The following is a 26,239-nucleotide window of genomic DNA, read 5'->3' as shown; positions in this document are numbered from 1 at the left end:
ACAATTTGGAAAACGATTCGTCAAGTATTCCCTAAGCTTGATGAACAGTCAAGTATGAATAATAAGCAATTTCTTTTATAATAGAGGTATTCGTTAATTGAAAAGTGAGAAATTAGAGAGAGTGTGTGATCATCATGGGAAAAGAAGAGACTAGTATGGAAAAAGTCAATCGTTTTAGAGATGAACGGGATTGGCGCCAATTTCATAATGAAAAAGATTTAGCTCTTTCAATTACATTAGAAGCTTCTGAATTGCTGGAATTATTTCAATGGAAAACAGCAGAAGAAACAGTAAATACTTCTGAAGAAAGATTGAAAGAGGAATTAGCAGATGTGCTGATTTATTCTTATATGCTTGCAGATAATTTAGGATTTGATATTGATCAAATCATTGAAGAAAAATTGGTGAAAAATAATCAAAAATATCCTATTGATAAAAGCAAAGGCAGCAATCAGAAATATTCTGAGCTTTAAGAAAACAATGAATAAAACTTGGGGGAGGCAAAAGTAAACAACCACTTGAAGATTTCGGAAATAAGCTGATGTTGCACAATACCTACTCGGTTACCCAAAAATTGAAAACACCAGACAGGAATCATTCCACATCGAATGTAATCCTATCTGGTGTTTCTTTTGAGTTGTTGTTTATTGCGATACGTTCGAAGAAAAAAGTGATTCAATGGGGGATTACCTACTTGGTTCTTGAAGTGAAATATTTCTGTTTCAACAAACTTCCTTATTCTTACAAGAAAAAGTGACTATATGTTTCTTTTCTTTCATGACAAACATTTTTTAAGGTTCCTCGATTGACTACCAAGTGATTGATAATTGTCAAAAACATTCGGAATTTTTGTTTGTCTTCTGCAATCGAAAGGTTGATCAATAAATAATATTCCTGTCCATCGATCGAAGAATCAGTGATTTCTGGGAAGGTGAAGAGTTGAAATGTTTCGACTTGAGAATCTAAACTAAAATATAGATGAATCGACGTATTTCCGTTGATTTCAATATGTTCATACAGACTATTTTTTTGAAAATACGTTTCAATTGGAAAATGCTTAAACTTATATTTTAAATCCATTTCAATAAATGAAATGGGGGGCATGATTTTATCGTAGTCGAAAGCATCCAAAAAAATATGGCGCAAGGAATCTACGTATTCAAATTCAGTCATATCTGTTTCAGCAAAATAAATCGGTGCATAGTTGATATTCATATTTTTGCCATAGTTAGAACAAAGATAGTAATCATAACCTTGATCTTTTAAAAAATCTAGTTCATATAAGACACGTGTTTCAATTTTTTCAATGTATTCTGAAAAATGATGTAGTAAATTAAATTTTAATTTCTGGGTCCCTAAACGTCCATCAATGGCAATGATTGCTAGTTTTAATTGTCGATGTTCTAGCGTGATTCGGTTTAACATACCTAAGAAGGTGCTAAACAAAATATGCTGTTCACGAATCGAGAAACAATAGCCATATTGTGAATAGAATTCCGCACATAATTTATTCATATAGTGTTCGAGGATTGGTTCATTTTGATAATCTTTGATATGTTCATAGCCTAAATCAACACTGTCAGAAACGTTTAATTTGATTTTTAAACTAATCGGAATCATGATTTTCAACGTATCTTTGATGCAGGTATAATCATCAAAAATATCGATTTGTAGATCTTTCGACAATCTTCTAAGTAGAAAATTTCTAGTTTCTTCAGCAGTCTCTAATACAGTGCCGTAATTTTCTTTTGTACAATCCTTAAAGCGATATAAATCGGTACTAATAATGGCAATATAAGTTAAAAAACGACTGATTTCTTCTGAAAACTCAAAGCCAGTAAATTGGTTTCGCAATTTTTGAATAATTTCTACCACTAAAGCATTTTCTTCTGTTGCTCGATAATCAAAATCAATTGTAGGAAAATCCATCATTACCAAAGGTTCCTCATCCACAATCGAACGATTTCTAAAATAAATCAAATAAACAAAAAAACGTTCCGCATTGATGTCAGAAAAAACAATCCGTGATTCGATGATCGTTTTATAAAATACTTTTCGCAATTTCTCCTTTTCAGCTTGGTCGCAAAAAAAGAGTTCATTATAGGCTGGAATTCCAAAATCGGGATCAGAGACTTTGTCAAATTGTTTATATACTCGAACAGTTAACATGATTTTCCTAAAAGGACTTCCTTGAATCAACATTCCATAATGTGGACGAACTAGGAATGCTAGGTGATAATCAGCTAATAATTTTTTGACATGATGCATTTCTTTGCGTAAAGAATTGTTTGTATTGCTATTTAATTCCTCCTGCAAGGTTTCCATTTTTATCGGCCCTTTTGCAGTCAATAATCGTCTTAAAATGTAGTATACCCTAGTATCGAATTCGCTATCCACAGTTGTTGTTTGATAGATTTGGAAAAATTCTTTGATCCTTTTCTCATACTGTATATCGTTGATTTCTAGTTTGTATCCTTTTGAACGTTTGGAAACAATCATGATATCGATTTCTGCCAGTTCTTCTTTTAAAGCTTGAATATCTGTCTTGATAGTTCTTGAGGTAACGCCTAATTCTGCTGCTAAATGTTCACTTTTGATAAATGTTTCAGAACGAAGCAGGAGAAGGAAAAGCGCTTTAAATCTTACCTTATTTTCTAAGAATTCCATATTTTTTGATAGATTCATTTGCTTTACTTTTCCTTATCATGAGTTGTGTTACTCTAAATACATTTTTTTCATGGTTTCGATCATTTCATCAGTAAGTTGCAGTTCGCTTTTTGCATAATTTTTAATCGATCCATATTGGTCTTCGATTTTACCGATGGATGCTTCAATAAATTCAGGCTTTGTTTCAATTAACGAATAGAGATAGTTTAAAATATCAGGATCATTTGTTAATTTCTTGTAGCCGGTCATTTTTAATTCATTTCTAGCGACACGGTTAGAATAAGTCAGCATATAATCAGCAACTAAATCTTCCTTTGATACACCTAAAACACCTAATAAAAGCATTGCACCAAAACCTGTTCGATCTTTACCGCCACGACAATGTTGAATAATCGCAGGTGCTTTTGGATCAGCAGCAATCGCTAATAATTCACTAAAAGCTGCTTTCGATTTTTCTTTTTTGACAAAGTTTTCATATTGTTCCATCACAATATCATAGCGATTGACTAATTGACCCTTTTTCTTTTGTTCAATGATTTTATCGATTAAATTACGGTCTTCATTATCTTTAGAAGAAGTGAATTGAGCCGATAATTCCGCTGCATGAGCATCAGGATCTAAGTGATAGGTTTGAATATCAACGGCAATTTTTTTATTGGGATATTTTTCAATTTCATCTTGGCTACGAAAATCAATGATTGTATGGATATTTAGTTTCTGTAAATAGGTAACTCCTTTGGGTTCAGCATTATGAATATGATCCGAACGATAGAGTACGCCCCATTTGACTGTTTTACCATCTGCCGCCAGATAACCACCCATATCTCTAAAGTTGTTCATACCAGCAATTGGAAGTGTCCGTTCCGCTACAGTGATGTGAGTGTCGCCAATTTTCAGTAAAAAGTAAGGTCTGAAATCAATTGCTGGCAGCACAATAGTAAAGTTCGCTTGTTCTGTTGTAATTAAAAACTGTGGTTCTGAATCTTCGGGTGTTTGTTTCAAGTATACCTCTATTTTTTGAGTGAAAGAAGCACTTGTTGTAAAAGTAAATGTATTTTTTGTTGTTTGAGTGACTGTGTAAGTTGCGTTCATTTTATTTACCTAAAACGCCAAACATCGTTAGGAGAATTGAAAGAACCATAATTCCCAAAATCAACAGCGGCGCATGCTTTCCGTTCGTTTTCTTTAAAATCTTATAGACAACAACTGTGACAAGTAAGCTGAATAGACCAGGCATTACTTTATCAAACATTTCTTGAAACTTAATCACGTTTTCGCCAGCCGAGATTTCAGCTACGACATTTACTTTGACCACCGAGGCGACTAAACCGCCGATAACCATTAGCCCAACAATATTTGCTATATTCGATAACCGTTGTAAAACATTACCGCCACCACCGTTAATCATTTCCATTCCTTTGGCGTAACCTAAATGGATTCCGTAGTATTTAGAGGCAACATTGACGGTATTGTAAAGAACGAACATTAAGATTGGACCAAGTAAACTACCATTTAGAGCTAATGAAGCGCCAATACTACCGCAAATTGGTAACCAAGTGAATTTCAAGATACTATCACCGATTCCAGCTAAAGGTCCCATTAATCCAGTTTTGATTGCAGTAACTGTTTCTTTTTCCTCTTCCGTTGTTGTTTCTTCTACCGCAGCTGCCACACCTAAAATTAAGGCATCCGCATTGACATGACTATTGAAAAATTCTAAATGCCTTTTCATTGCTTGTTGCTTTAGTTCATTAGGTTGATCAGCGTATAAACGTTCCAAAACAGGAGTAAAACTAGATAAGAAACCAATTGCTTGCATCGATTGAAAGTTATTAGTCACATTTAATAGCTGCATTCTCCAAAAAATTCGGTTTAAATCCTTTTTAGTAATTTTATTTGTTTGTGTTTGATTGCTCATAGGTCATAATCCTCCTCGTCATCACTTGTGTTGTTTGATGTATTACCTGCAACAACGACTTTTTCATGTGTTGCTAAGTCGTAAATCAAGGCAATTGGTAAAGCAATCAAAGTGATTGGTAAAACAGATAAATCTAGATAAACGGCTAAGGTAAAACCAGCAATCAAGAATGTCCATAACTCGCCTTTTTTGATCATCATTAACATCAATAAACCAATTCCGACAGAAGGAATAATCGAACCTGCTACACTTAGGCCAGTCATGATGTCGTCTGGTAATGCTTCAACGACTTTGTCAATCGTGCCAGCACCAAAATAGATGGCCACAAAGGTTGGTACAGCACGAATCAAGAAGGCAATCATCATTGGAACATAATTGATTCTAAATACTTTTTTAAATTCACCAGTTTCTGCGATTTTGTCTGCGATTGGATTTAAATAAACGATTCCTGAACGGTATAAAATCAATAATTGCTGTGCAAGTAAAGAAGTTGGTACGGCTAAAGCGACAGCTGTTGCAGTGCCGCCAGAGGCGATTCCTAAAGCTGTTCCAATGGCTGTTCCTGAGATAATATCCGGTGCTGAGTAAGCACCGACATTTCCCACACCCATCCACATAACTTCCAAAGTCGCACCAATCACTAAACCAGCTTGAACATCCCCCATAATAATACCAACAACAGTTGCGATCAACAAAGGTCTGCGAATCATTTGGGGACCGATATCATCGATCGCGCAAAGACCCGCCCAAATAGAAATAAGTAGGGCTGTAATCATTTATATAACCTCTTTCAAGTTTATTTTTTCATCATTTGGTACCATCTGTACCGTAATATCTAATCCTTTAATTAATAATTCTTGGAAAGCTTCTTTTTCTGTAGGTGTTACGGATAATGCTTTTGTCAAACGTTCTCTGCCTTCTTGATAACGCATGCCACCGATATTTAATGCATCGATAGGAACTCCAGCTTGAACAGAAGTTAATACATCGACACTTGATGAAAATAAGAGCATTGTTCTGCGCGTGATCTCTGTTTTTTTGATAATTTCAGCAAATTTCTCAACGGGGAAGGCTTTGACCTTAATCCCTTGAGGTGCAGCCATTGCTAAAATGTTTTTTTGAGTTGTATCGTTGGCGATTTTATCATTTAAAACAATAATTTGTTCAATGTTATACATGTTTACCCATGTAGTTACTACTTGTCCGTGGATTAATCGATCATCAATTCTGCTAAAGCAAATCATCTTCATCATCTTCCTTTTCTAAATCTTTATTTGTGCGGATTGTTAGACCTTGCTGATAGGCGGCAGTAATAACTTCTTGTAGTTCATCAATTGTCTTCCCGCGATTCATTAATACTTCAAGTAAAATAGGTAAATTCATTCCTGCAACAAGAGCTGTATCAGCTTTGACTAATAATTGGCTTGCCAAATTAGTTGGCGTTCCTCCAATAATATCAGTAAGGATCAACAACCCCTTTGTTGTATCCAAAGCTTCGACTTTCACCATCATTTCTTGTTTTAATTCATCTACTTGATCGACGACGAAAACACTTAAGGTATCATAATTTTTTTGTTCTCCCACAATTAGTTGTGCACTTTCGATGGCAGCTTTTCCGTAATCGCCGTGACTCATGATTAAAAGCCCAATTGACTCATTCATTTCACTTTCTCCTTTTGTTTTTTATTTTTTTCACTTAAACGAATAATCGCTTAATGCAATTTCATTTTATAGTTGATGAAAAACGTTTTCAAGTTCTTGTTTTTCACTTTATATAGTGAAAAAATATTCAGTTGTTTTTTATTTTTTTCACTTAAACGAATAATCGCTTAATGCAATTTCATTTTATAGTTGATGAAAAACGTTTTCAAGTTCTTGTTTTTCACTTTATATAGTGAAAAAATATTCAGTTGTCATTTACATAAAAAAACATAGTATGGATGCGTTGGAAATAGGGAGTGAAAAAAGACTAAAAAATAAAGAGTAAAAGCTATTGATTAATAAAGATTATTCGGTGTTTTGCTAAAATAATGTCAATAGATTAAACTGAATAAGGATTATAAAAAAACGCGTTGGAAAATAAATGCAACAAAATGATTGAGTGATAATTGTTGTTGTTTGGATAAAGATTTAGGAGTATCTAAAGTAAAAATAGTAGGATATAGAGAACAAGTGGGGAGGAAGTTTTACTTCTCAGATTATGAAAATCAATTTGTTGTTATTTTAGAGACTGGAATCATTATAAGTACACTGATTATGACTGTTATTTATTGGAGAAAAATGATGATTAGTTTTGAAAAAATCAGATGAAAGAAAGTCGTTATTATTTGGGTGGTAGGAATAGTTAGAAAAAAGTAGAGAGGTGAAAAGATACTTTAAATTAGTTTGAATGCCAAGGATTAATGAATCTTTTAAACTAGATACAAAACTAAAAAACGAACAAGATTCTGAAATGATATAATTTTTTAAATAAATTAAGATAAAAAACAGATGTATATGATATGGAATGAACAAGATAAAAATTAGAAAATGGAAATCTATAGAAAATACTGAACTAAGTTATAAAGAGAGCCTTGAAAAGCCCACTTCATGACTTAGTTATTTATTGTGTCCATTAACTGAGTACTAATGATTAGCAATAAAAAATCTTTGATTTGTTATTTAAAGTAAAAATTACTATATCATTTGTCGTTATTTTTTATTTTTGTTAAAATATACTAAAGAAATTAGAGTATTATCTTTTAATTATATCGTTAAATTCTCACTTTAGAGGAGGTGTTCAGTAATTGTTCGAGTGGCAAAAAAAATTTTTATCAATATTTTTGCTCTGTCTGCTGATTAATTGGTATGGGTTTGTCGTTGTTGTTCCTAGTGGTGAAGCTTCTACTTTAGCTGAAGTTGAAATAGTATCTGGTAAATCTGCTTCAAATAATAGTGGGAGTTTGGTCACTCAGCCCTTAATTTTTGGCGGAAATAATCAAAGTCATTTTTTTTCTTTTAAAATTGTTAGCGCTAACATTGTTGGTGCTAAATTATTACCTGGAAGCCAAAAAGTAGTTTTATATATTCCAGATGAATTATCTGGAAACGTGATATCAACGGCTAATGCTATTGGGAAAGTAGATGTATTGCTGTCGAAAAATGGATTGGTGGGTGGCCTATTAGGAACGGTTATTACGTTACTCGAGAATATTCTTAATCTACTGCAACCCTCTTTAGCTCTATTGTCACCTGCGGTTAGAGTTGTTATTACACGCATGTCAAATACGGTAGCTCGTCTAAAGAATTTAGGCGAAATTGAATTTGAAGCGCCAATTGAGTCAAATGGACAAATTCTTGTTGCCGATTATCAAGCATCTTTAGCGGAGGCAATCGTTACTGAATTGGTCACGCTATTAAATAGTCTTTCACAAGATGTTAAAACATTAAAAGCAACGGGCGGCTTAGTTGGGACCTTAGTGGGAACATTGCTGGATCCATTACAGACGGCTATTAATAATTTACTGACTCAGTTGGTTAATCCAACGCCAGAAGTATTAGACGAACTAGTGAATGGCTCTGCTTTGAGTGAGATGGAAGTGGATTTTCCCATTCAACTAAGTAAGCCTAATCATGCGCTTTATGGAGACGAAAATGGAATTTTAACAAGTCCTTTTTATATGACAATTTTAAAATCTGAAATTGTTGATATAAATTTATTTAGTTCAGTAACTGGAAATAGTAATGTCTATCTTCAAGGCGAAAAAGCAGAAAAAAGAATCGCTTTAGATGTGCCATCACAGTTAAATTTCGGTTCGCATGAAATACAAACAATAACAAATGAACGATGGCAAGCAACGACAGATGGAAACCAATCAAATGTTCTAACAACTGGGCGAATCGATTATGTCAATACGACAAAAAATTCGAAAGCCTGGAATTTGAAAGCGAAAAAACAATCAAATTGGTTGAATGGATCTCATCAACTAGACGCTTCTATTTTTATATATGGCGCTAATTTTTCCTCAGATGGTTTTGATCCTACTACGATTAATTATAGTTTAACGAATCAAGCCATTGAATTAGCTGCCAATGAAGAAAAGGAAATTATTCGGCTAGATGCTACTTCAGCACCTGGAAAATTCGGTTTTGATTTGACTAAATTTGAATTGTTTATTCCTAAAAATACTGTTAGAAAAGCTGGAGAATATCAGGTAACCGTTATCTGGACTGCTTCAGAGAGTCCTTAAGTTGGGAGTGAGAAAATGAAGAAGCAGCAACTATTGATGAGTGTAACTCTTGTTGTCGTTTTAGTATTCTTTTCCCCTCAAATAACTACTGCTGTGCCAACACAAGGTCAAATTCAGTTTTATGATGACTCGACGAGTTCAAGCAGTACGGTTCAAACTGAACAAACGGAAGAGACGAAGGATAATGAAGAGCGTAATGAAAATGAGTCTGTAGAAAAAGTAACTACTGTTAAACAGCAAAGTTTGCTAAAAGCAAATGATAGGAATGGTTATTTCTTAATTTTTATTGGCATCCTGGTTACAATTTATAGTTTATATATTATTTTAAGGAGGAAATCAGTATGAAAAAGAATTTATTGTTATCAGTCGGTTTAGTTGCATTTTCTTTGGTAGGAGCCGGAAGTGTATTTGCGGAAGAGAATACGCAAGGAAAGATCCAATTTACTACAGGTGGTACATCAATTAATCCGGGACCGGTTGATCCTGGAACGGGTGGTCCAGCTGATCCGGAAACAAACGTACCAGAGGCGCCACAAGCTGGAGGAAACTATGCGTCATGGGTGCCGAATAATTTAAACTTTGGTTATCATGAAATTCAATCTGCAGCATCACAAGAATGGGAAGCACGAGAAGTTGATGCTGATGGTATAACCGATGTAACGGAACTGAATACTAAGTATAATGAAGCGTCACCAACTGTCGGTTCGTTGGGGGTAGAGGATAATCGAGGAGTCGGAACTGGTTGGGAAATTAAAGTAAAACAAGAAAGTGATTTTTCAATTGTAGGAAGTCCAACTAAAAAATTGAACAATACGAATTTGACGATTACAACGGGTGTAATCACAACCAATATTACTAATGGAACAGTGACAGGAATTACTGGACCGGCTAGTAATTCAATTCAATTAAATACGACTGCCGGTGAACAAACTGCTTTAGTGGCTGCAACAGGATCTGGGGAAGGAATTACCAGATTACCATTGACTAATTTTAAATTAGCGATACCTGCTGGACAAGCGACAACAGCTGGCGTTTATCAAGCGAATATTGTTTGGACCGTTTCAACAGCTCCATAAAGTAGAGAGAATAGGACGTGGTAGCTTATGAAAGAAACAAAAAAACTAATTTTTGTTTTATTGGGGATCGTTTTTTGGGTAGTTCTTTTTCCGCTAAACGCTTCAGCAGAAAATATTTTAGATAGTTTCACGATTGAAGCGGTTAAACCTGTCAGTCAAATAAACGAGGATGTTTCCTATTTTGATTTATTATTAGAGCCGAATCAAAAGGAAACTTTGAAGGTGATTGTAAAAAACAATAAGGATACAGAAATTGAGCTTAAGCCTTCAATCAATCAAGCAGTTACCAACAGTTCTGGTGTTGTTGAATATTCGGGTCAATTAGCATCTGATGCCACTTCTGCTCCTTTAAAAATCAATGAAATTGCAAAGCTAAATACTGAAGAAATAAAATTGAAGCCACATGAAAAAAAAGAACTATCAATCACCATTGAGATGCCTGATAAAACATTTAAAGGGATTGTCGCTGGAGCTATTTATATGATTGAGGAGCCTAAAGAGCAGGTTGAAGGTAGTATTAGAAATATTTTGTCGAGAGAAATCGCCATAGTCATCAGAACTGAAAAAGAGGATGTGGAGCCTGAGCTAGTATTTAAAGAAATCAAAGCCATTCAAAGTAATAAACGAAATGCACTTGAGATTCTTATGGAGAATACAGCAGCAACGTATATCAAAAAAGTTAACGTAACTTATGAAATTCACTATAAAGAGAAAGAATTTTTGAAAGGTGAAAAAGTAAATCTAAAAATTGCTCCTAATTCAGAACTTCCATTGACTATTCCATTAGATGGTAAAGCATTTAATGCTGGTGATTATTCTAGTATTATAAAAGTTACTTCTGGTGAATATAGTTGGGAAGAAGAACTACCATTTACAGTCGACCAGTCAGAGGCAACGAGCTTGAATAAATCAGATGTTTCTGATAAAACCGAAACGGTCTTTCCGTGGCTTACAGTTTTATTAATTGGTTTGTTCGTTATTCTAGGGATATTTATTGTCTATTTGCTTAAACGTACGAATAAATTAGAACAGCAATTGAAACGTCGTAAACGAAAACGCCGCAAGCGTCGTAAGAATCGCTGAAAGATTGATATAGTAGAGAACAAAAAATAAACTAAGTGAGAGACTTGTCAGAGAAGAATCTGATTCGTTTCTCACTTAGTTTATTTAGACGTTCATGTGAGTGGAACAAAAGTAAAGCCCACTTATGCGGTATCTAATAGAACCGAATAAATGGTATAAATCAATCAGAATCTCGGCAATTTCCTAACTGTCATTCATTGCAAAGAATACAATAACGGATGATGTATCATATTTACTTGGTTTTTGGAGCTAACTGCTTTTGTTCCAAGGTCTTAACAAATGAAGTGTAGACTAATGACCGAATAGGATGAAACCTAGCATACCAATAGCAAAGCCAGCTAAAATTATCGTTAAATTAAGAATAAGCTTTTGGTTTTTGGTTTCTTTAGTTGAAATTTCTTTTTGAAGTAAGAAAAGCAGTATGAAAACTGCAAGTAAAATAAGCAATAAAAAAATATTCACCAGAATCCCTCCTTTTTTACTGAGAATATCATGAATTTATAGCAACTAAAAAAATATGTCTTAAAATGCTTGATTGCTATCCTAAACTGTCATTCGAACTAAAAGATTGAATAATCAGCAACCATCTAGCGCATTAAAAAAGTTTTTTTATCATCAGTTTATACAGTAGTTATTAAATAAAGATTTAAATTAGCGGAAAAAATATCGATAAAAACAAAAAGAGATAGCAATTTTCTATACTTTATGTGCATAATAAAATAAACAGTTAATATAAAGGAGGTTTTTTTCATGCTTCCACAAACAGGTGAAGTTGTGATGAAGTCGTTGCCATATGTTGGCGGTGCGATTATTTTTGTAGTGCTTCTTTTTATTTTAGTTAAACGCAGAAAAAAAGAAGATGAACAGGGAAAATAAATGAACGATAAAAGAGATTAATATGAATATAGAAGACGTAGTGAATGTTGGCTCCGTCTTCTATTTTTTTGTATCAGCTGATTGTTTATAATTTGTTTATAATTTTGTTCGTTCTTGTTTATTTCCCTTCTCTATAATAAAAGTCAGTAACAGAAAACTAATTTTATTATTGAGGAGAGAGAAAATTATGAAAAATAAGAAACTCATCGTAGGAATCGCAGGATTCGTTTTATTATTAGCTGGTTGTGGTGCAAAAGGACAGGCTTCTAATGAATCTAAAGCAAGCAGTGAAAATAAGACAGAAGAAGTACAGCAATCAACAGATCAGTCAACAAAAGAAACAAAAGGGCAAGAACTAGCCAATATTTTGAGTAAGACAAATTGGCAAGGAACGAAAGTTTATGATCAAGAAAATAATGATTTGACTGCTGAAAATGCTAATTTTATTGGACTAGCAAAATACGATAATCAAACAGGTCGTTATGAATTTTTTGATGCAAAAACTGGAGATAGCCGAGGAGATTCTGGAACGTTCTTTATTACAAATGATGGATCAAAAAGAATTTTGATTTCAGAAACAATGAATTATCAAGCAGTAGTTGATTTAACCGAATTAACAAACGAAAAGTTTACTTACAAAAGAATGGGAAAAGATAAGGATGGTAATGATGTCGAAGTTTTTGTCGAGCATATTCCTTACAAAGAGGATTTAACATTTACTGAACCAGAAAAAACGTTAGAAACAACAACAGGAGATATCGAAACGAAACGAAGTGGAACGGAGCTTTTAGGTGAAACACTATGGAATGGCACGAAGGTATTGGATGAAGAGGGGAACGATGTAACAGAAGAAAATGCGAATTTTATTAGTCTCGCTAAATTTGATGCCAAAACAAATAAATATGAGTTTTTCGATTTAGAAACTGGCAATAGCCGTAATGATTTTGGCTATTTCGATGTGCTAAATCATAATAAAATTCGAGCTCACGTTTCAATTGGAGAAAATAAATATGGTGCAGCTTTGGAATTAACAGAATTAAATGATCAAAAATTTACGTATAAACGAATGGGTAAAGATCAAGCGGGGAATGAAATCACCATTTTTGTTGAACATGTTCCTTATACTGGAGATTTTAAACCAGAATTTAGCTTCTAACAGTTAATTAAACCGGTTTTCTAGGATAAAAGCAATCGTTTTATTATAATATAGAAAAGGAGAATAATATGACTATAAAAAAAAGATTTCTTATTTCTTATATTGGTGGTATTGCGATTGCTTGTTTATCACTAGTTTCAATTATTTGTATTGTTTTTTATATTACAACAGAGAAAGTTCCTAGTCCTGGAACCGTTTATAAGTATTTCACACAACAGCGTTCATTAAGTCCCGAAGAAGAATTAGCCTACGTAAAATTGCGTGGGATAGCGAAATCTGAACCAGAACAACTTTTAACGCCAAGTGGCGAAGTGAGAGAGATAATGAAAGCAGCTGAAAAAGAGTCTTTAGGTATTGTGGTTCGTAAACAGGAAAAAATGATGTATTATTCTAAAGATTTAGTTGAGAAGTCCTTAGTTGCTCATTTCCCAACATTTGATGTTAATAATCTTACTACCAGAGGAACAATTGATAATGCAGGAAGGCTCTATCGGTATATGAAATTTGATTTCAATTTCAGTGATCAGGCGCCAGGTAGTTTGTTAATTTTAAAAAAGGAAAATACCTTTTTGGAATTTATGACGAAGTGGGGCATTCTAATTATCTTACTTATTTTAGTGATTGCGATTGGCGGATTACTATTTTTAACTCGATTAATGGAGCGAACGATTATTTATCCGTTAGAAAATTTAGGACAAGGAATCGCTGAAATTAGTCAAGGACAGTTAGAAATTGCAATGGAAAAACCAGTGAAACAAACAGCAAACGAAGTGAAAAAATTAACGAATGATTTTGAAATGATGCGAGAAACATTGATTCATTCAATGCAAGAACAAGAAAAATTAGAGAATAATCGTAAAGAGTTAGTGGCCAGTATTTCTCATGATTTAAAAACCCCGATTACTGCAATTATTGGTTATGTTGAAGGATTATTAGATGGTGTGGCAGATTCTCCAGAAAAACAAGCGCGTTATTTGCAGACGATACGTAAAAAAGCTATTTCTTTAGATGAAATGATTGAAGAATTATTTTTATATTCTAAGCTAGATGCTGCCGTGATTCCATTTCACTATGAACCCATTGATAGTAAAGAGTTTTTACAACATATCGTTGAAGAGTTTCAGTTACAAGACGATCAAGTATCGATTCAATTTACTTCAGAACTAAGTAATAACAGCCTGATTTTAGGAGATCGAACCCAATTAAATCGAGTATTTATAAATCTAATTGAAAATAGTATTAAATTCAAAGATCCGGAACGTCCATTATCAATTAAAATTGAGCTAACTGAAAACGTAACGCATATGGTTATTCGTGTGATTGACAATGGTCAAGGAATCACACAAGAACAGTTACCATTTGTATTTGATCATTTTTATCGTGGAGAACAAGAACGTTCAACGAAAACCGGCGGTAGCGGATTAGGATTGGCAATCGTGAAACAAATTATTGATACGTTAGCAGGTGAAATTACGATTGAAAGTGAACATCATCAAGGAACAATCGTAACCATTTTATTAAAAAAACTCGAGGAGGCGTAGCTAAATGACAAAGAAAGAGGCACGAGTTTTATTGATTGAAGATGATGAAAGTATCGCTGAATTACAAAGGGATTATTTAGAAATCAATCAAATTGAGGCTGAAATTGTCAGTGATGGGCTACAAGGATTGAATCGAGCGCTAAATGAATCTTTTGATTTGATTGTGATTGATATTATGTTGCCTACGATGGATGGTTTTGAAGTTTGTCGTCGGATTCGAGAAAAGAAAAATATTCCTTTAATGATTGTTTCTGCTAAAAAAGAAGATATCGATAAAGTTAGAGGATTAGGACTTGGCGCAGATGATTATATGACAAAGCCGTTTAGTCCAAGTGAGCTAGTTGCTCGTGTTCAAGCTCATATTAAACGGTACAAGCTCTTGACTGGAGTAGATCAAACAGAGAATATTGTGGAAAATAATCAAATTCTTATTGATAAAAATGCACGACGCGTCTTTGTTTTAGGAAAAGAAGTGATTTTTCCAACGAAAGAATTTGATTTACTACTATTTTTTATGGAACATCCGAATCGTGTTTGGATGAAAGAACAGTTATTTCGACAAGTATGGGAAATGGACGATCTTGACGGTGATATTTATACAGTCGTCGTTCATGTTGGACGAATTAGAGAGAAACTAAAAAAAGCAAAATTATCAGAAATCCCTATAGAAACTATTTGGGGCAGTGGGTATCGGTTCAACGCGTAACTCGCAGCTGAAAGGAGAAACCTATGAAAAAAAAGACCCTATTTACAGTTGTCATTTTGATCGTATTAGTCGGTCTAGCAGGTTGTAAACCAGATCAAAAAAGAAAGACAGAAGAATCAAAAGTATTAGTTAGACCTCCATTAGTCAATCAATCAACTACAGAAAGTAGCGTATCAACTGAAGAGATAGTAACAGAAGAAGTCACTGAGAGAAAAGCAAATGAGCTTACTTTTGAAGAGACTTCTTACAATTATGATGTTGTTACTGGCGCTACTCAAACAACTTTTGGCTCTAATCCTAAACCACTGTATCCTTATGAGGAAAAACTAGCTATGATGTTCTGGTCGAATCAACCACCGCTAGGATTAATGAAAGGAAACTATTTTACAAACGACGGTTACTTTGATGTAGGGAATAAAGGAATTGTTGAAATTGTTACTGATGATTCAGGTAAAATTATTAATGTTGAATTCAATGAGTATGGTGCGGAAAACTATTACGAATCTAAATATGCAGGAGCAAATAAACGACTTTCCGATTACGCTTTTTTTCAAGCGCAAAATCCTAGAACGGATACAACGTTAGTGACAGTCGTTAATGGAATTACGTTTGTAGAAAAACAAATGAGAGAAGAAAATAGAGTGGATGGCAATTTTGAAACGGTCAGAGGGTCTTCAACTACTGCTAGACAAGGTTTAATGGCAATTGCTGCTGAGTTGAAAGATGAAATCAGACAACCTTCTCAAACAAAATATATTGGTTATGCAGAAGATTTTGGGGATGGTTTGATTGGTAGAATTCAATTAACGGTTACTAATGGAAAAATTGATAGTGCACGTTATGATGAATATTTTGCCGATCAGCCAGAAAAAATTAGTGTGGAAGAATTAAAACCTTATTATCGCCAATCAAAATATTTTTCTTTAGCCTATAATGAAAAATATCAAAATGATTTTGTAAATTTTTCTGATTCCTTAACCAAAGAAATTATTGCTAAACAATCGTTAGCTATTGACAACAGTGAACTGAAAAAGCATCCGTCCTATCCTTCTTATCAAAAACTAATTGAATTTATTACCATTGATTGAAAGAAGTACAATTAGATTTTTAAATAGAGGACTTAAATTTTAATTTAGCTACAAAAGTCTTTTTAATGAAGTACCGCATACAGATTATAGAGATTTAATAAAATGACTAGCGAAATGACACCATTATATAATTGTGTCACTCGCTGGTCTGTTAATTTTTTACTGAGAAAACCGCCAAAGTATCCGCCTAATAAAGCTGCAGGAATGATTGCCCATAAAATTGATAAATCAAAGCTACCAAAACCAGTCGAAGTCCCAATGCTAACTAATTTAGCTAATTGAGAAAAGAAAATCGTAATGATTGAATAGACAGTTGCTGATTTGATTTCCATTCCAAAAAAGAAAATCAGACAAGCGACATTAATTGGCCCGCCACCAATTCCCAAAAAGGTTGATAGTGTACCTAGCAAGATTCCGACAAGACAAAAAGTAGGAAGGGAGTGGAATGAAAAATGAAAGGAGACAAATCGATTATAAAATAGTACCATAACCAAGGTTAGTAACATAATAATAGCTTGAATTGCTTGAACAGTCGCTTGTTGAGGAGCAATCCGTAAAGCAAAGCTTAATAAATGATCTCCTAAAACCCCACCTAAAAGTGAACCAAGAGAAATCCCAGTAGCCTTTTTTAGCTCAATCTGAATTCCGTTTTGAATTTGTTTAAAAGTAGAGGAAATAGACATCGTAAAAACAGCGACACTAGAATAAAAAGCAATACTACTCAATGAATGATAACCAATAAAATCGAGAACTGGTTTAATAATAACCCCCCCACCCATTCCAGAAAGGGCACCAACAGTATTAGATAAAAAGATTGTTATAAAATAAATAAGTAGTAGTTTCATTTTATTTCCTCCAGTAATAGCCTTTTGATTCAGTATATCACAGAATATCGCAAAGAAATCGAATTTCTTTTTTTAGAATTATTTTTCCACACTTGAAATTAAATTTCTTTGATGCTATACTGAGTTCGTAAAATGAAAACGGATACAAGGAGGAAGTATGATGGAAATTTCTTTTGGAATTATTCTTATTTTATGTCTTTATACTGTGATTGGTGTACTGGATCAAATTTCGATCCAAATTGGTCCTTACACGCCGTTGTTTGCTGCAACCTTTACTGGTTTAGTATTGGGCGATGTTCAAACTGGATTGATGATTGGCGCAACATTACAACTGATGACCTTAGGTGTTGCTACGTATGGTGGGGCTACTGTACCAGATTTTCTTTCAGGAGCAATTATGGGAACCGCCTACGCAATTATGTCTGGCAATGGTGCGGAGTACGGGATCGGTGTAGCTGTACCCATTGGATTATTATTAACCCAGTTAGATATTTTAGGTAGAATGACGAACACGTTTTTTCAACATAAAGCAGATCGTTATGCTGAAGAAGGAAATTATAAAGGCGTCGAACGTTGTAATGTATTTGGCATTTTCCCTTGGACGATTTCTCGTGTGCTTCCAGTCTTTGTAGGATTGGCATTTGGTGAACAGGTAGTTAACATGATTAATAACTGGATTCCTGTTTGGGTGATGAATGGTCTTAAAGCAGCAGGTGCGATTTTGCCGGCGATGGGGATTGCGATTCTAATGCGCTATTTGCCAATAAAAACGTACTGGCCTTATTTTATTATTGGGTTTGTATTGCTTGCTTATGGTGCAGAATTCTTTTCAGTGTTAGGTGTAGCATTAGTTGGGTTAGCGCTAGCTGCTATTTATGTGATGGATCAACAAAATACGAATAAAGCTGCAGCAAGTGCTGGCGGCACAGTGGTTTATGAAGACGATGAGGAGGTCGAAATCGATGACTAACAAATTGACTAAAAGTGATATCAATCAAGTGTATATTCGTAATTTATTTGGATATCAATGGGGTTGGAATTATGAAAAAATGCAAGGTTTAGGGTATTCATGGGTGATGATGCCAGCCTTGAAACGGTTGTATGCAGATAATCCTGAAGACATGAAAAAAGCCTTGAAAACACATTTAGGTTTTATGAATACGACGCCTGCGATGTCACATTTGATTATTGGTGCTGATATGGCGTTAGAAGAAGAAATCGGCATTAAAGACGAAACGGCAATTACGGGGTTGAAAACTGGTTTAATGGGCCCTTTTGCTGGGGTAGGAGATACGATTTTTATTGCCATTTATCGTGCAATTGTTTTCTCGATTGCGGCTTATATGGCACAAAGTGGACAAATTGTTGGCTTGTTGATTCCGTTACTTGCTGGGGCCGCTGTTCTATGGGTTCGTTATAAATTCACTTGGATTGGTTATAATCAAGGGAAAAAAATCGCCACTGAATTTGCCGATAAAATGAAATTGTTCACTCAAGGTGCTGCTATTTTAGGATTGACGGTAGTTGGCGGATTGATTCCTTCAGTGATTACGTATAAACTTGATTTGACGTATAAAATGGGTGAGGTGACCTTATCTGTACAAGAAATGTTGGATAAAATTTTACCAGCATTGATCCCGCTAGGAATCGTGTTGCTTTCATATTGGTTATTAGGAAAGAAAAAAATTAATTCGACACGTTTGATTTTTATATTGATTTTATTAGGAATGTTATTGGGGAATTTAGAAACCCTGTTGTCAACAATAGGCGGTTTATTTTAAACTATAAATAAAGTGGAGATGATTAATGATGGGAATCGTACATGCAAGAGTAGATGAGCGTTTAATACATGGACAAGTAGCAACAGTTTGGACCAACACGATTGGTGCGCAAAGAATTATGGTTGTCAATGATTTAGCGGTAAAAGATCAATTGCAGATTGGTGCGCTAAAAATGGCTAAACCAGCAGGTGTGAAATTGTCTATTCTATCTAAAAGAAAAGCAATCGAAAAAATTTTAGCTGGCAATTACGAAGACGAAAAAGTTTTCTTAATTACTAAAGATATCGCTGATATGGCGGCATTGATTAATGCAGGTGTGCCTTTGGCAAGCTTTAACGTAGGGAATATTTCGCAAAAAGAAGGTAGTAAACCAATCAAAAAATCAGTGGCGTTAACTGAAGAAGATCGTCAAACGATTCAACGTTTAGCCGACCAAGGAATTAAAATTACTGCGCAAATGATTCCCTCAGAGTCAGATGAAACGATTCTAAATTTTATTAAATAGAAATGGAGTGAAGTGAGCAGATGGATGCAGTTCGTGAAATTAGAAAAAAATATAAAGACTTTTCGAAAGTCAATAAGAAAATTGCCGATTATATTTTAAAGGATCCTGCCCGTCTGCTCACTTTGACAGCGAATGAAGTAGCGATGAACAGTCAAACTTCGCCTGCTTCTGTCACGCGATTTTCAAAACAATTAGGTTTTGATAGTTGGGAAGAATTGAAATTATCAATTGCGGTTAAACAAGCGAAGGGCAATAAAAAAATTGGCATTGATCCGATTATTTCCACCGAGGATTCTGTTGAAACGATTTGTTCCAAGGTCGAATCTTTATTAACCACAACGATTGATGATCTCTTTTTCTCAATCGATAAAGCTGCATTGGAACGCTCGATTGAGTTGATGGAAAAAGCGGGCACGATTCACCTTGTTGGAATTGGGGCCTCGTCTTTGACTACCTATAATCTTTACCACAAACTTAATCGAGCGGGGCGCCATGCAGTGTTTAACTACGATACTCATATGATGTTAGAATTTTTGAATTATACCACAGAAAAAGATGTCTTAATCGCAATTTCTTATAGTGGTTTAACGAAAGAAGTATTGATTGCTTGTGAAATTGCAAAGAAAAACCAAACAAAAGTTATCTTTATTACAAGCAATGCAAGTGAAAAAATTCAGAAATTAAGTGATGAAATTTTGCTTGTCCCTAATAATGAACATTTAGTGCGTGTAGGAGCTATTTCTTCTGTAGCTTCTTCTATGGCAATTGGGGATGTTTTATATTTAGGTGTTATTCGTGATGACTTAGAAACAAAAGTTGAACAAAATATGATTGAAACAAATAAATTAGTCAATCGGTTAAAAGAGAAATAGAGGTGTTTGGATGAATTTAAAGGGATTAACAACGGAAACAAGAAATGAAACGAGCAATCAAATTGATCAATTATCGACACTTGAGATGGTAAAACTGATCAATCAAGAAGATCAAAAAGTAGCTTTAGCGGTACAAAAAGTGCTACCAGCAATTGCTGAAGCGATTGATCGTGCAGCGGAACGTTTTAAAAAAAAAGGGCGTTTGATTTATTGTGGTGCAGGGACTTCTGGTCGTTTAGGAGCCTTAGATGCCATTGAATTAACGCCGACCTACAGTGTTTCACCTGAGCAAGCGTTTGGGATTATCGCTGGTGGCGAAAAAGCAATGTTTCAAGCGATTGAAGGAGCAGAAGATTCAAAAGAATTAGCTATCGATGAGTTGAGTGAACAGCATCTTTCTGAAAAAGATGTGTTAATCGCAATCGCTGCTAGTGGACGAACACCGTACAGTATTTCTGCGATTGAATATGGCAAAAAAGTAGGCGCTTTGACGATTTCAATCACGTGTAACGATCAAAGTCCAATGAACCGATTAGCCGATATTGGCATCGCTCCAATTGTCGGACCAGAAGTTATAACAGGTTCAACACGAATGAAAGCTGGAACTGCACAAAAAATGGTACTCAATATGTTTTCTACCGGTTTGATGGTTAAAGTAGGGAATATTTATCAGAATTTGATGGTCAATGTACAACCAACGAATAAAAAATTAATTCAACGAGCAACCGATATTATTGTTGCTGCAACTGGAATCGAAGAAGCGTTGGCAAAAGACTATTTAACAAAAGCGCAGTTAGAAGTAGCGCCAGCCATCGTAATGGCGAAAATGCAAGTCGATTACCAAACAGCTAAAGAACGGTTAGCAAAATATGATGGAAGAATTTCTGATGTTATGAACAATTAAAAAGTAAAGTAGTGATAGTCAATGAATCAACAAAAAATCACTGAAACAATTCAAGAACTTATTCAAACGAATACAATTTCAGGTGCTTCGTGGGCGACAATCCAAGAGCAGCAAACGATTGTACATTACGAAGGGAACTTAGGTGTAGTTGTTCCGTATAATACACAGAAATTAACGAAGAAAAATTACTACGATCTTGCTTCTTTGACAAAAGTGATTGGTACAACAACTAGAATTTTGCAATTGGTCGATCAGGGAAAGCTAACTTTTCAAACATCTATTGGTGAAATAGTACCGGAATTCATTTTCTTAAATGCAACGATTGGAGAATTACTGCTTCATTGTAGTGGCTTACCAGCAGACTTACCTGACAAAAAGCTGGTAACAAAAGAAAAAATTAGACAATTTCTACTAAAGTTACCTTCTGAAGATGCTGGAAAAGTCATTTATTCTGATCTAGGTTTTTATTTACTTGGTGAAGGAATCAGAAATATTGATCAATGTACGTTAGCGGAAAGTTTCAAAAAGAATTTATTTTTACCGTTAGAAATGCATAAAACGACCTATCATCTTACGCATAAACAAAACGCTGTTCCCACTGAAATTACAGAAAATCGTGGAACTATTCAAGGAATTGTCCAGGATTCAAAAGCCTTTCAATTGGCTGATGAAATTGGAAGTGCGGGTTTATTTTCAACACTCACAGACCTTTGTCGTTTCTCTAGAGGCTTTTTAAACAATCAAATCGCAAATGGAGAACCGTTATTTTCTCAAGAATTATTTACTAAGATTCAAACAACCAATTTTAATGGACGAACGTATGGCTGGGAAGTTAAGCAGAACCACAATCAGGAGACTTACTTGTATCATACTGGATTTACTGGAACTTCGATTGGATTAAATTTTGAGAAGAAAGAGGCGTTGATTTTACTAACAAATCGAATTCACCCAGATCGCAAAGAGCGTGGTTTTATTGCCAAACGTGAGGCGCTATATCATTTATATTTTTAAAAGGAGTGAGCAAATGAATGTTAAGATAATAGTTATGAGTCATGGGCAAATGGCTGCAGAAACAGTAGCGTCAGCTAAAATGATTGTTGGCGAGTTAGCAGATATCGCTGTTGTGTCAATGGAAGCCGAAGACGGTCTGACTGGAACGCAAGTTAAATTAGATAAAATTTTAAAAAAATATGGGGATGTACCAACATTGATTATTGCTGATTTAAAAGGAGGGACTCCTTGTAATGTCGCAATGATGGCGCTAGGTGAATATACACAATTAAGAGTTCTTTCGGGATTAAATTTAGCCATGTTAATTGAAGCGTCAGTGTCTGCAATTGAAGATATTGACGAGCTAACTGAGTATCTACAAATGATTGGACAACAAGCAGTAACAATGATTGAATTGCCAGATTTAGATGACGAGTTGGATGAGTTTGAAGAATAGAAGGAAAGAAGAATCAAGTATAAAATAAGCGACCATTCATGAAAATAGTAAAAAAATACGAAGAGATCTTATTCGATATGGAATAGTTTCTAGTTGTGTTTTTTTACTTTTTCATGAGCGTGCGTTTTTTTGAATGAATTCAATTGAATACATAGATTTGTTCCCAATAATAAAAAAAATTAATTTATTGAAAGCGCTTGACATCCATTTGGTTTAACGTTAAACTTGTGCTTATAAAAATAAGTTTAACGTTAAACTTATAGAAATAATAATTCTGGAGGTCTAGAGAATGAAAAAGAAAGTTTGGCTGGCATTGTTTTCTATTGTGGTAATGGTTGGGTTGGCAGCATGTTCTTCAGGTGGTTCTAGTGGTAAAGAAGCTTCAGGGACAAAGGATGACAAGGCGGATAAGGGGATGGAGATCTTAGGTGAAACACTCACATTTGATCCGAATAAGTTGGTTAACGATGGCGAACCCATCAATTTAGAATATTGGACTTGGAATGAAGGAGATCCTGCAATTGACATGGCTAAAGAATATGAAAAAATTTATCCAAATGTCAAAATTAAAATCGTGAATAATCCATGGGATGATTTCTGGACAAAGTTACCTTTAGCACTAAAAGGAAAAAATGGACCTGCTTTATTTAATATTCATAACTCGCAACATGATTTATTATCTCCATATTTAGCAGCTTATGATATTCCGGTCAATGAGTTACAAGCAGATTTCAATGGTGTAGATGCTCATTTGATTGATGATAAAATTTACTATACAGATAGTGTTATGAATACAGGTAGTATTTATTATAACAAAGAATTGTGGCAAGAAGCGGGATTAACTGATGCTGATATTCCAAAAACTTGGGATCAATTTAGAACAGTAGCTAAGAAATTGACGAAATCAGATGGCGGAAAAATTAGTCAAGCAGGTTTTAATTTTAATAAAGATTACGCGGCAATCTATGAAGGATTGAATTATCAAAACAGTCAATTATTATTTAAAGAAAATGGCAAAGAGGTAGATTTTGACAATCAGTCGACAATTGATAATATGCAATTTTTAGTTGATTTGTATGAGAAGGATCAAGTAGGTTCAAAGGATTTTGGCGATGATTCTACTCAAAGTTTTGGAAATGGACAAACGGCTATGGTTTATAAATGGGGTCATTTTTTAAATGAATTAAATACGAACTACCCAACGATTGATTTTGGTGTTTTTGCAACACCAACACCGACTGAAGAAGTACCGTTTGCTTATGATCGATACAATGGAGAAAGTACTCCTGGCATCAATCAAAATCAAAGTAAAGAACAGCAGGCTGTTGCGCAAGATTTTATTCGTTTCCTTTTAGCAAATGACGAATATTCTAAAAAGGCTGCATTAAGTTATGCATCTTTTCCTATGAAGAAAAATTTAGCTAATGATAAAAGTGTATTAGAAAATCCTGTACTAAGTGTTTTGGCTCCGCGAGTAGATCGTTTGATTTGGCCAGGTGCTTTTCCTGCAACCGTTGAGACAACCGCGACTCAAACGATGGAAGATGTATTATACAACGGTAAAAATATCAAAACAGCCATTAAAGATGGCCAAGAAAAAATGGCGTCTGAAATGAAAAATACAGACTTTGTTTCATTAGAACCAAGTTATGAATTTTACAGTGAAGCAAAAAAATAAGTGTAATTGAGAAAAAAACCGTTTTTTGTCTCAATTTGGACTAAAAAAGTAGCTTTAAATTGTCATTAGTTGAAAAGATAGACGGAAACGAACGAAGAAATGGAGTGTTTTGTTAACTGTCTATCTTTTTCTAAAGGAGGAATTTGTTAAATGAAAGAAGGAACTGTTAAATCTTCACGGTTGTTTTCACTGAAAAATATCACTGTTTTTTTATTGATTATCTATTTTGCTATTTTTTTGATTTATCCAATTTATAAGGCTTTTGCAGGAAGTCTCCATGATTGGAATCCGTTGATTGATAAATATGATTGGGTTGGCTTAGAAAATTTTAAAACCGTTTTAAGTAGTTCGTTATTTTGGAAATCAATTAAAAATACCTTCGTGTTTGCATTTTTCTCCGTTATTTTTCGAGTTGTTTTAGGCTTGGGTTTGGCGATGCTATTGTATTCCAAATTAGCGCGTTTTAAAACTTTTTTTAGAGGGATGTTTTATATGCCGACGATTACTCCTTTAGTAGCTGTTTCCTTTGTTTGGATGTGGATGTTTAATCCTCAATTCGGATTAATCAACAAAGTGTTTCATTTAGATATTAATTGGCTGAAAGACACAACATGGGCTTTACCAGCCGTAATTATCATGACGATTTGGAAAGATTTTGGTTATGCAACGGTTATTTTCTTAGGTGGCTTAATGGGCTTGCCAGAAGAAGTATTTGAAGCAGCTGATATTGATGGTGCCAGTCGTTGGCAACGATTTATCAACATTACATGGCCATTACTAAAACCGACGACGTTATTTGTTGTGATTACTTCTCTGATTACTTATTTGCAAGCATATGTTCAAATCCTTATTATGACTGAAGGAGGACCAGGAACCTCAACATTTGTCATTTCCTATCTTATTTTTGATGAAGCATTTGTAAAATATAATTTTGGCACGGCTTCAGCGATGGCGATTATTTTGTTTGTAATCATAGGGATTTTAACGATTTTGATGTTTAAATTAACTGGAGAAAGGAAACAAGCGCAATGAAAAAGACAGCGATGTTTTTATTTAATTTACTTTTATTAGGATTGGCTATTTTAACGATTATTCCGTTTATTTGGATGCTTGTTTCTTCCTTTGCTCCAAATAGTGAAATCGTAAAAATTGGTGGTAGTTTTTTTCCAACACCATCGACTGTACAAAATTATATTGATGTACAAGAGAAATTTAATTTTATGCGAATGTTTTTAAACAGTTTATTCGTTTCAGTATTAACAACTGTTATTATTATTTATACAAGTGCTTTAGTTGGTTTTGTATTTGCAAAATTTAAGTTTAAAGGTCGAAATTTATTATTTGGAATTGTTTTGGCAACGATGATGTTACCATGGGCTGTAACCGTGATTCCAAAGTATGAAATGATGGTGGATTTTGGTTGGTTGGATAGCTATAAAGCATTAATTATTCCATCTATGGTCAGTGGTTTCGGGATTTTTATGTTTCGTCAATCGATTTCACAAATTTCTGATGAAATGATGGAGGCTGCTCGTGTAGATGGTGCTTCAGATTTTTTTATTTTTCACAAAATTATTTTACCAATGTCCCGCAATACGATTGCTAGTTTAGCAATTTTTCAGTTTTTATGGAGTTGGGAAGACTTCTTATGGCCGTTTTTAATGATTAATGATGAAAGTAAACAATTAATTTCTGTTGGATTGCGGTTATTCAATGGTCAATATGGAACAGATTATGGCGGTTTGTTTGCGGCAACCTCTATTTCGATTATTCCAGTGATTATTGTATATATAATCTTCCAAAAACAATTTATCGCAGGAGTAGCAAGCGGATCTGGAAAATGAAAAAATAATGGTATAATAAAAGG

28 protein-coding genes are annotated in these 26,239 nt (G+C 34.3%); 20 read left to right on the top strand and 8 right to left on the bottom strand.

What is annotated here, in order from left to right:
• The first annotated feature begins 134 nt into the window (after window positions 1-134).
• Window positions 135-473, top strand: a complete 339-nt coding sequence (locus tag ACYSNW_RS02370; protein WP_461742791.1) for a nucleotide pyrophosphohydrolase — start codon at window positions 135-137, stop codon at window positions 471-473.
• Window positions 474-741: 268 nt separating this feature from the next.
• On the opposite strand, the gene ACYSNW_RS02365 is transcribed toward ACYSNW_RS02370, so the two are convergent.
• From ACYSNW_RS02365 to ACYSNW_RS02340, 6 genes are read right to left on the bottom strand one after another with little or no spacing between them, the layout of a single operon-like run.
• Window positions 742-2,685 (bottom strand): HTH domain-containing protein, encoded by a 1,944-nt coding sequence (locus tag ACYSNW_RS02365; RefSeq protein WP_461742790.1) that lies wholly within the window; start codon window positions 2,683-2,685, stop codon window positions 742-744.
• Window positions 2,686-2,715: 30 nt separating this feature from the next.
• Window positions 2,716-3,759, bottom strand: coding sequence for a tyrosine-protein phosphatase (locus tag ACYSNW_RS02360; protein ID WP_461742789.1), 1,044 nt, complete (start codon window positions 3,757-3,759; stop codon window positions 2,716-2,718).
• A 1-nt stretch (window position 3,760) separates the two neighbouring features.
• Complete coding sequence (locus ACYSNW_RS02355; RefSeq protein ID WP_461742788.1) at window positions 3,761-4,585, bottom strand: PTS system mannose/fructose/sorbose family transporter subunit IID; 825 nt, start codon at window positions 4,583-4,585, stop codon at window positions 3,761-3,763.
• On the bottom strand, window positions 4,582-5,361 hold the full coding sequence (locus ACYSNW_RS02350; protein ID WP_461742787.1) for a PTS mannose/fructose/sorbose/N-acetylgalactosamine transporter subunit IIC: 780 nt from the start codon (window positions 5,359-5,361) through the stop codon (window positions 4,582-4,584). Before ACYSNW_RS02350 ends, ACYSNW_RS02355 begins: the two co-directional genes overlap by 4 nt.
• Window positions 5,362-5,829, bottom strand: coding sequence for a PTS system mannose/fructose/N-acetylgalactosamine-transporter subunit IIB (locus tag ACYSNW_RS02345; protein ID WP_461742785.1), 468 nt, complete (start codon window positions 5,827-5,829; stop codon window positions 5,362-5,364).
• Entirely contained in the window at window positions 5,816-6,247 is a 432-nt protein-coding gene (locus tag ACYSNW_RS02340) for a PTS sugar transporter subunit IIA (RefSeq protein WP_461742784.1), read from the bottom strand. Before ACYSNW_RS02340 ends, ACYSNW_RS02345 begins: the two co-directional genes overlap by 14 nt.
• A gap of 1,124 nt (window positions 6,248-7,371) precedes the next feature.
• Between ACYSNW_RS02340 and ACYSNW_RS02335 the strand changes: the two genes are divergently transcribed.
• From ACYSNW_RS02335 to ACYSNW_RS02320, 4 genes are read left to right on the top strand one after another with little or no spacing between them, the layout of a single operon-like run.
• The gene (locus ACYSNW_RS02335; protein ID WP_461742782.1) at window positions 7,372-8,814 is read left to right on the top strand and encodes an adhesive domain-containing protein; all 1,443 of its coding nucleotides are present in this window, start codon (window positions 7,372-7,374) and stop codon (window positions 8,812-8,814) included.
• A gap of 15 nt (window positions 8,815-8,829) precedes the next feature.
• Window positions 8,830-9,159 (top strand): hypothetical protein, encoded by a 330-nt coding sequence (locus tag ACYSNW_RS02330; RefSeq protein WP_461742781.1) that lies wholly within the window; start codon window positions 8,830-8,832, stop codon window positions 9,157-9,159.
• Window positions 9,156-9,890, top strand: coding sequence for a WxL domain-containing protein (locus ACYSNW_RS02325; protein WP_461742780.1), 735 nt, complete (start codon window positions 9,156-9,158; stop codon window positions 9,888-9,890). Before ACYSNW_RS02330 ends, ACYSNW_RS02325 begins: the two co-directional genes overlap by 4 nt.
• 27 nt (window positions 9,891-9,917) lie before the next feature.
• A complete protein-coding gene (locus tag ACYSNW_RS02320) occupies window positions 9,918-10,973 on the top strand; it encodes a DUF916 and DUF3324 domain-containing protein (RefSeq protein WP_461742779.1) in 1,056 nt (351 codons plus the stop codon).
• A 291-nt stretch (window positions 10,974-11,264) separates the two neighbouring features.
• On the opposite strand, the gene ACYSNW_RS02315 is transcribed toward ACYSNW_RS02320, so the two are convergent.
• Window positions 11,265-11,435 carry a hypothetical protein gene (locus ACYSNW_RS02315; protein WP_461742778.1) on the bottom strand — a complete coding sequence of 57 codons (171 nt, stop codon included), beginning with the start codon at window positions 11,433-11,435 and terminating at the stop codon, window positions 11,265-11,267.
• A gap of 288 nt (window positions 11,436-11,723) precedes the next feature.
• Between ACYSNW_RS02315 and ACYSNW_RS02310 the strand changes: the two genes are divergently transcribed.
• From ACYSNW_RS02310 to ACYSNW_RS02290, 5 genes are all read left to right on the top strand, one after another.
• Window positions 11,724-11,849: an LPXTG cell wall anchor domain-containing protein gene (locus tag ACYSNW_RS02310; protein WP_461742777.1), complete on the top strand. Its 126-nt coding sequence runs from the start codon at window positions 11,724-11,726 to the stop codon at window positions 11,847-11,849.
• A gap of 187 nt (window positions 11,850-12,036) precedes the next feature.
• On the top strand, window positions 12,037-13,005 hold the full coding sequence (locus ACYSNW_RS02305) for a DUF4822 domain-containing protein (protein WP_461742775.1): 969 nt from the start codon (window positions 12,037-12,039) through the stop codon (window positions 13,003-13,005).
• A 68-nt stretch (window positions 13,006-13,073) separates the two neighbouring features.
• A complete protein-coding gene (locus tag ACYSNW_RS02300) occupies window positions 13,074-14,546 on the top strand; it encodes a sensor histidine kinase (RefSeq protein WP_461742774.1) in 1,473 nt (490 codons plus the stop codon).
• Window positions 14,547-14,550: 4 nt separating this feature from the next.
• Window positions 14,551-15,252, top strand: a complete 702-nt coding sequence (locus tag ACYSNW_RS02295; protein ID WP_461742773.1) for a response regulator transcription factor — start codon at window positions 14,551-14,553, stop codon at window positions 15,250-15,252.
• A 23-nt stretch (window positions 15,253-15,275) separates the two neighbouring features.
• Window positions 15,276-16,340: a hypothetical protein gene (locus ACYSNW_RS02290; RefSeq protein ID WP_461742772.1), complete on the top strand. Its 1,065-nt coding sequence runs from the start codon at window positions 15,276-15,278 to the stop codon at window positions 16,338-16,340.
• A 62-nt stretch (window positions 16,341-16,402) separates the two neighbouring features.
• Here the strand turns inward: ACYSNW_RS02290 and ACYSNW_RS02285 are convergent, their stop codons facing one another.
• On the bottom strand, window positions 16,403-17,185 hold the full coding sequence (locus ACYSNW_RS02285) for a sulfite exporter TauE/SafE family protein (protein ID WP_461742771.1): 783 nt from the start codon (window positions 17,183-17,185) through the stop codon (window positions 16,403-16,405).
• Window positions 17,186-17,345: 160 nt separating this feature from the next.
• Between ACYSNW_RS02285 and ACYSNW_RS02280 the strand changes: the two genes are divergently transcribed.
• The 10 genes from ACYSNW_RS02280 to ACYSNW_RS02235 all read left to right on the top strand — a co-directional run bounded on the left by ACYSNW_RS02280 (window position 17,346) and on the right by ACYSNW_RS02235 (window position 26,216).
• Complete coding sequence (locus tag ACYSNW_RS02280) at window positions 17,346-18,155, top strand: PTS mannose/fructose/sorbose/N-acetylgalactosamine transporter subunit IIC (protein ID WP_461742769.1); 810 nt, start codon at window positions 17,346-17,348, stop codon at window positions 18,153-18,155.
• Window positions 18,148-18,966 carry a PTS system mannose/fructose/sorbose family transporter subunit IID gene (locus ACYSNW_RS02275; protein WP_461742767.1) on the top strand — a complete coding sequence of 273 codons (819 nt, stop codon included), beginning with the start codon at window positions 18,148-18,150 and terminating at the stop codon, window positions 18,964-18,966. Before ACYSNW_RS02280 ends, ACYSNW_RS02275 begins: the two co-directional genes overlap by 8 nt.
• Before the next feature lie 28 nt (window positions 18,967-18,994).
• Window positions 18,995-19,471 carry a PTS system mannose/fructose/N-acetylgalactosamine-transporter subunit IIB gene (locus ACYSNW_RS02270; RefSeq protein ID WP_461742993.1) on the top strand — a complete coding sequence of 159 codons (477 nt, stop codon included), beginning with the start codon at window positions 18,995-18,997 and terminating at the stop codon, window positions 19,469-19,471.
• Between the two features lie 20 nt (window positions 19,472-19,491).
• Window positions 19,492-20,343 (top strand): MurR/RpiR family transcriptional regulator, encoded by an 852-nt coding sequence (locus ACYSNW_RS02265; protein WP_461742766.1) that lies wholly within the window; start codon window positions 19,492-19,494, stop codon window positions 20,341-20,343.
• A 10-nt stretch (window positions 20,344-20,353) separates the two neighbouring features.
• Window positions 20,354-21,247, top strand: coding sequence for an N-acetylmuramic acid 6-phosphate etherase (gene murQ / locus ACYSNW_RS02260; RefSeq protein WP_461742765.1), 894 nt, complete (start codon window positions 20,354-20,356; stop codon window positions 21,245-21,247).
• A 21-nt stretch (window positions 21,248-21,268) separates the two neighbouring features.
• Window positions 21,269-22,258: a serine hydrolase domain-containing protein gene (locus tag ACYSNW_RS02255; protein WP_461742763.1), complete on the top strand. Its 990-nt coding sequence runs from the start codon at window positions 21,269-21,271 to the stop codon at window positions 22,256-22,258.
• A 13-nt stretch (window positions 22,259-22,271) separates the two neighbouring features.
• A complete protein-coding gene (locus ACYSNW_RS02250) occupies window positions 22,272-22,694 on the top strand; it encodes a PTS sugar transporter subunit IIA (RefSeq protein WP_461742761.1) in 423 nt (140 codons plus the stop codon).
• Window positions 22,695-22,983: 289 nt separating this feature from the next.
• Window positions 22,984-24,372: an extracellular solute-binding protein gene (locus ACYSNW_RS02245; RefSeq protein WP_461742760.1), complete on the top strand. Its 1,389-nt coding sequence runs from the start codon at window positions 22,984-22,986 to the stop codon at window positions 24,370-24,372.
• 150 nt (window positions 24,373-24,522) lie between these two features.
• A complete protein-coding gene (locus ACYSNW_RS02240; RefSeq protein ID WP_461742758.1) occupies window positions 24,523-25,404 on the top strand; it encodes a carbohydrate ABC transporter permease in 882 nt (293 codons plus the stop codon).
• On the top strand, window positions 25,401-26,216 hold the full coding sequence (locus ACYSNW_RS02235) for a carbohydrate ABC transporter permease (RefSeq protein WP_461742756.1): 816 nt from the start codon (window positions 25,401-25,403) through the stop codon (window positions 26,214-26,216). The genes ACYSNW_RS02240 and ACYSNW_RS02235 overlap by 4 nt, the downstream gene beginning before the upstream one ends.
• Window positions 26,217-26,239 lie beyond the last annotated feature (23 nt).

It is taken from the genome of Enterococcus sp. LJL99, assembly GCF_054871725.1.
Note: the sequence above shows the minus strand (reverse complement) of the source record. Positions and strands in the feature narration are given on the sequence as shown.

Coding starts and splice junctions, on each gene's coding strand:
- ACYSNW_RS02370 (WP_461742791.1), top strand. CDS start 135: ATGGGAAAAGAAGAGACTAGTATGGAAAAAGTCAATCGTTTTAGAGAT.
- ACYSNW_RS02365 (WP_461742790.1), bottom strand. CDS start 2,685: ATGAATCTATCAAAAAATATGGAATTCTTAGAAAATAAGGTAAGATTT.
- ACYSNW_RS02360 (WP_461742789.1), bottom strand. CDS start 3,759: ATGAACGCAACTTACACAGTCACTCAAACAACAAAAAATACATTTACT.
- ACYSNW_RS02355 (WP_461742788.1), bottom strand. CDS start 4,585: ATGAGCAATCAAACACAAACAAATAAAATTACTAAAAAGGATTTAAAC.
- ACYSNW_RS02350 (WP_461742787.1), bottom strand. CDS start 5,361: ATGATTACAGCCCTACTTATTTCTATTTGGGCGGGTCTTTGCGCGATC.
- ACYSNW_RS02345 (WP_461742785.1), bottom strand. CDS start 5,829: ATGATTTGCTTTAGCAGAATTGATGATCGATTAATCCACGGACAAGTA.
- ACYSNW_RS02340 (WP_461742784.1), bottom strand. CDS start 6,247: ATGAATGAGTCAATTGGGCTTTTAATCATGAGTCACGGCGATTACGGA.
- ACYSNW_RS02330 (WP_461742781.1), top strand. CDS start 8,830: ATGAAGAAGCAGCAACTATTGATGAGTGTAACTCTTGTTGTCGTTTTA.
- ACYSNW_RS02325 (WP_461742780.1), top strand. CDS start 9,156: ATGAAAAAGAATTTATTGTTATCAGTCGGTTTAGTTGCATTTTCTTTG.
- ACYSNW_RS02320 (WP_461742779.1), top strand. CDS start 9,918: ATGAAAGAAACAAAAAAACTAATTTTTGTTTTATTGGGGATCGTTTTT.
- ACYSNW_RS02310 (WP_461742777.1), top strand. CDS start 11,724: ATGCTTCCACAAACAGGTGAAGTTGTGATGAAGTCGTTGCCATATGTT.
- ACYSNW_RS02305 (WP_461742775.1), top strand. CDS start 12,037: ATGAAAAATAAGAAACTCATCGTAGGAATCGCAGGATTCGTTTTATTA.
- ACYSNW_RS02300 (WP_461742774.1), top strand. CDS start 13,074: ATGACTATAAAAAAAAGATTTCTTATTTCTTATATTGGTGGTATTGCG.
- ACYSNW_RS02295 (WP_461742773.1), top strand. CDS start 14,551: ATGACAAAGAAAGAGGCACGAGTTTTATTGATTGAAGATGATGAAAGT.
- ACYSNW_RS02290 (WP_461742772.1), top strand. CDS start 15,276: ATGAAAAAAAAGACCCTATTTACAGTTGTCATTTTGATCGTATTAGTC.
- ACYSNW_RS02285 (WP_461742771.1), bottom strand. CDS start 17,185: ATGAAACTACTACTTATTTATTTTATAACAATCTTTTTATCTAATACT.
- ACYSNW_RS02280 (WP_461742769.1), top strand. CDS start 17,346: ATGGAAATTTCTTTTGGAATTATTCTTATTTTATGTCTTTATACTGTG.
- ACYSNW_RS02275 (WP_461742767.1), top strand. CDS start 18,148: ATGACTAACAAATTGACTAAAAGTGATATCAATCAAGTGTATATTCGT.
- ACYSNW_RS02270 (WP_461742993.1), top strand. CDS start 18,995: ATGGGAATCGTACATGCAAGAGTAGATGAGCGTTTAATACATGGACAA.
- ACYSNW_RS02265 (WP_461742766.1), top strand. CDS start 19,492: ATGGATGCAGTTCGTGAAATTAGAAAAAAATATAAAGACTTTTCGAAA.
- murQ (WP_461742765.1), top strand. CDS start 20,354: ATGAATTTAAAGGGATTAACAACGGAAACAAGAAATGAAACGAGCAAT.
- ACYSNW_RS02255 (WP_461742763.1), top strand. CDS start 21,269: ATGAATCAACAAAAAATCACTGAAACAATTCAAGAACTTATTCAAACG.
- ACYSNW_RS02250 (WP_461742761.1), top strand. CDS start 22,272: ATGAATGTTAAGATAATAGTTATGAGTCATGGGCAAATGGCTGCAGAA.
- ACYSNW_RS02245 (WP_461742760.1), top strand. CDS start 22,984: ATGAAAAAGAAAGTTTGGCTGGCATTGTTTTCTATTGTGGTAATGGTT.
- ACYSNW_RS02240 (WP_461742758.1), top strand. CDS start 24,523: ATGAAAGAAGGAACTGTTAAATCTTCACGGTTGTTTTCACTGAAAAAT.
- ACYSNW_RS02235 (WP_461742756.1), top strand. CDS start 25,401: ATGAAAAAGACAGCGATGTTTTTATTTAATTTACTTTTATTAGGATTG.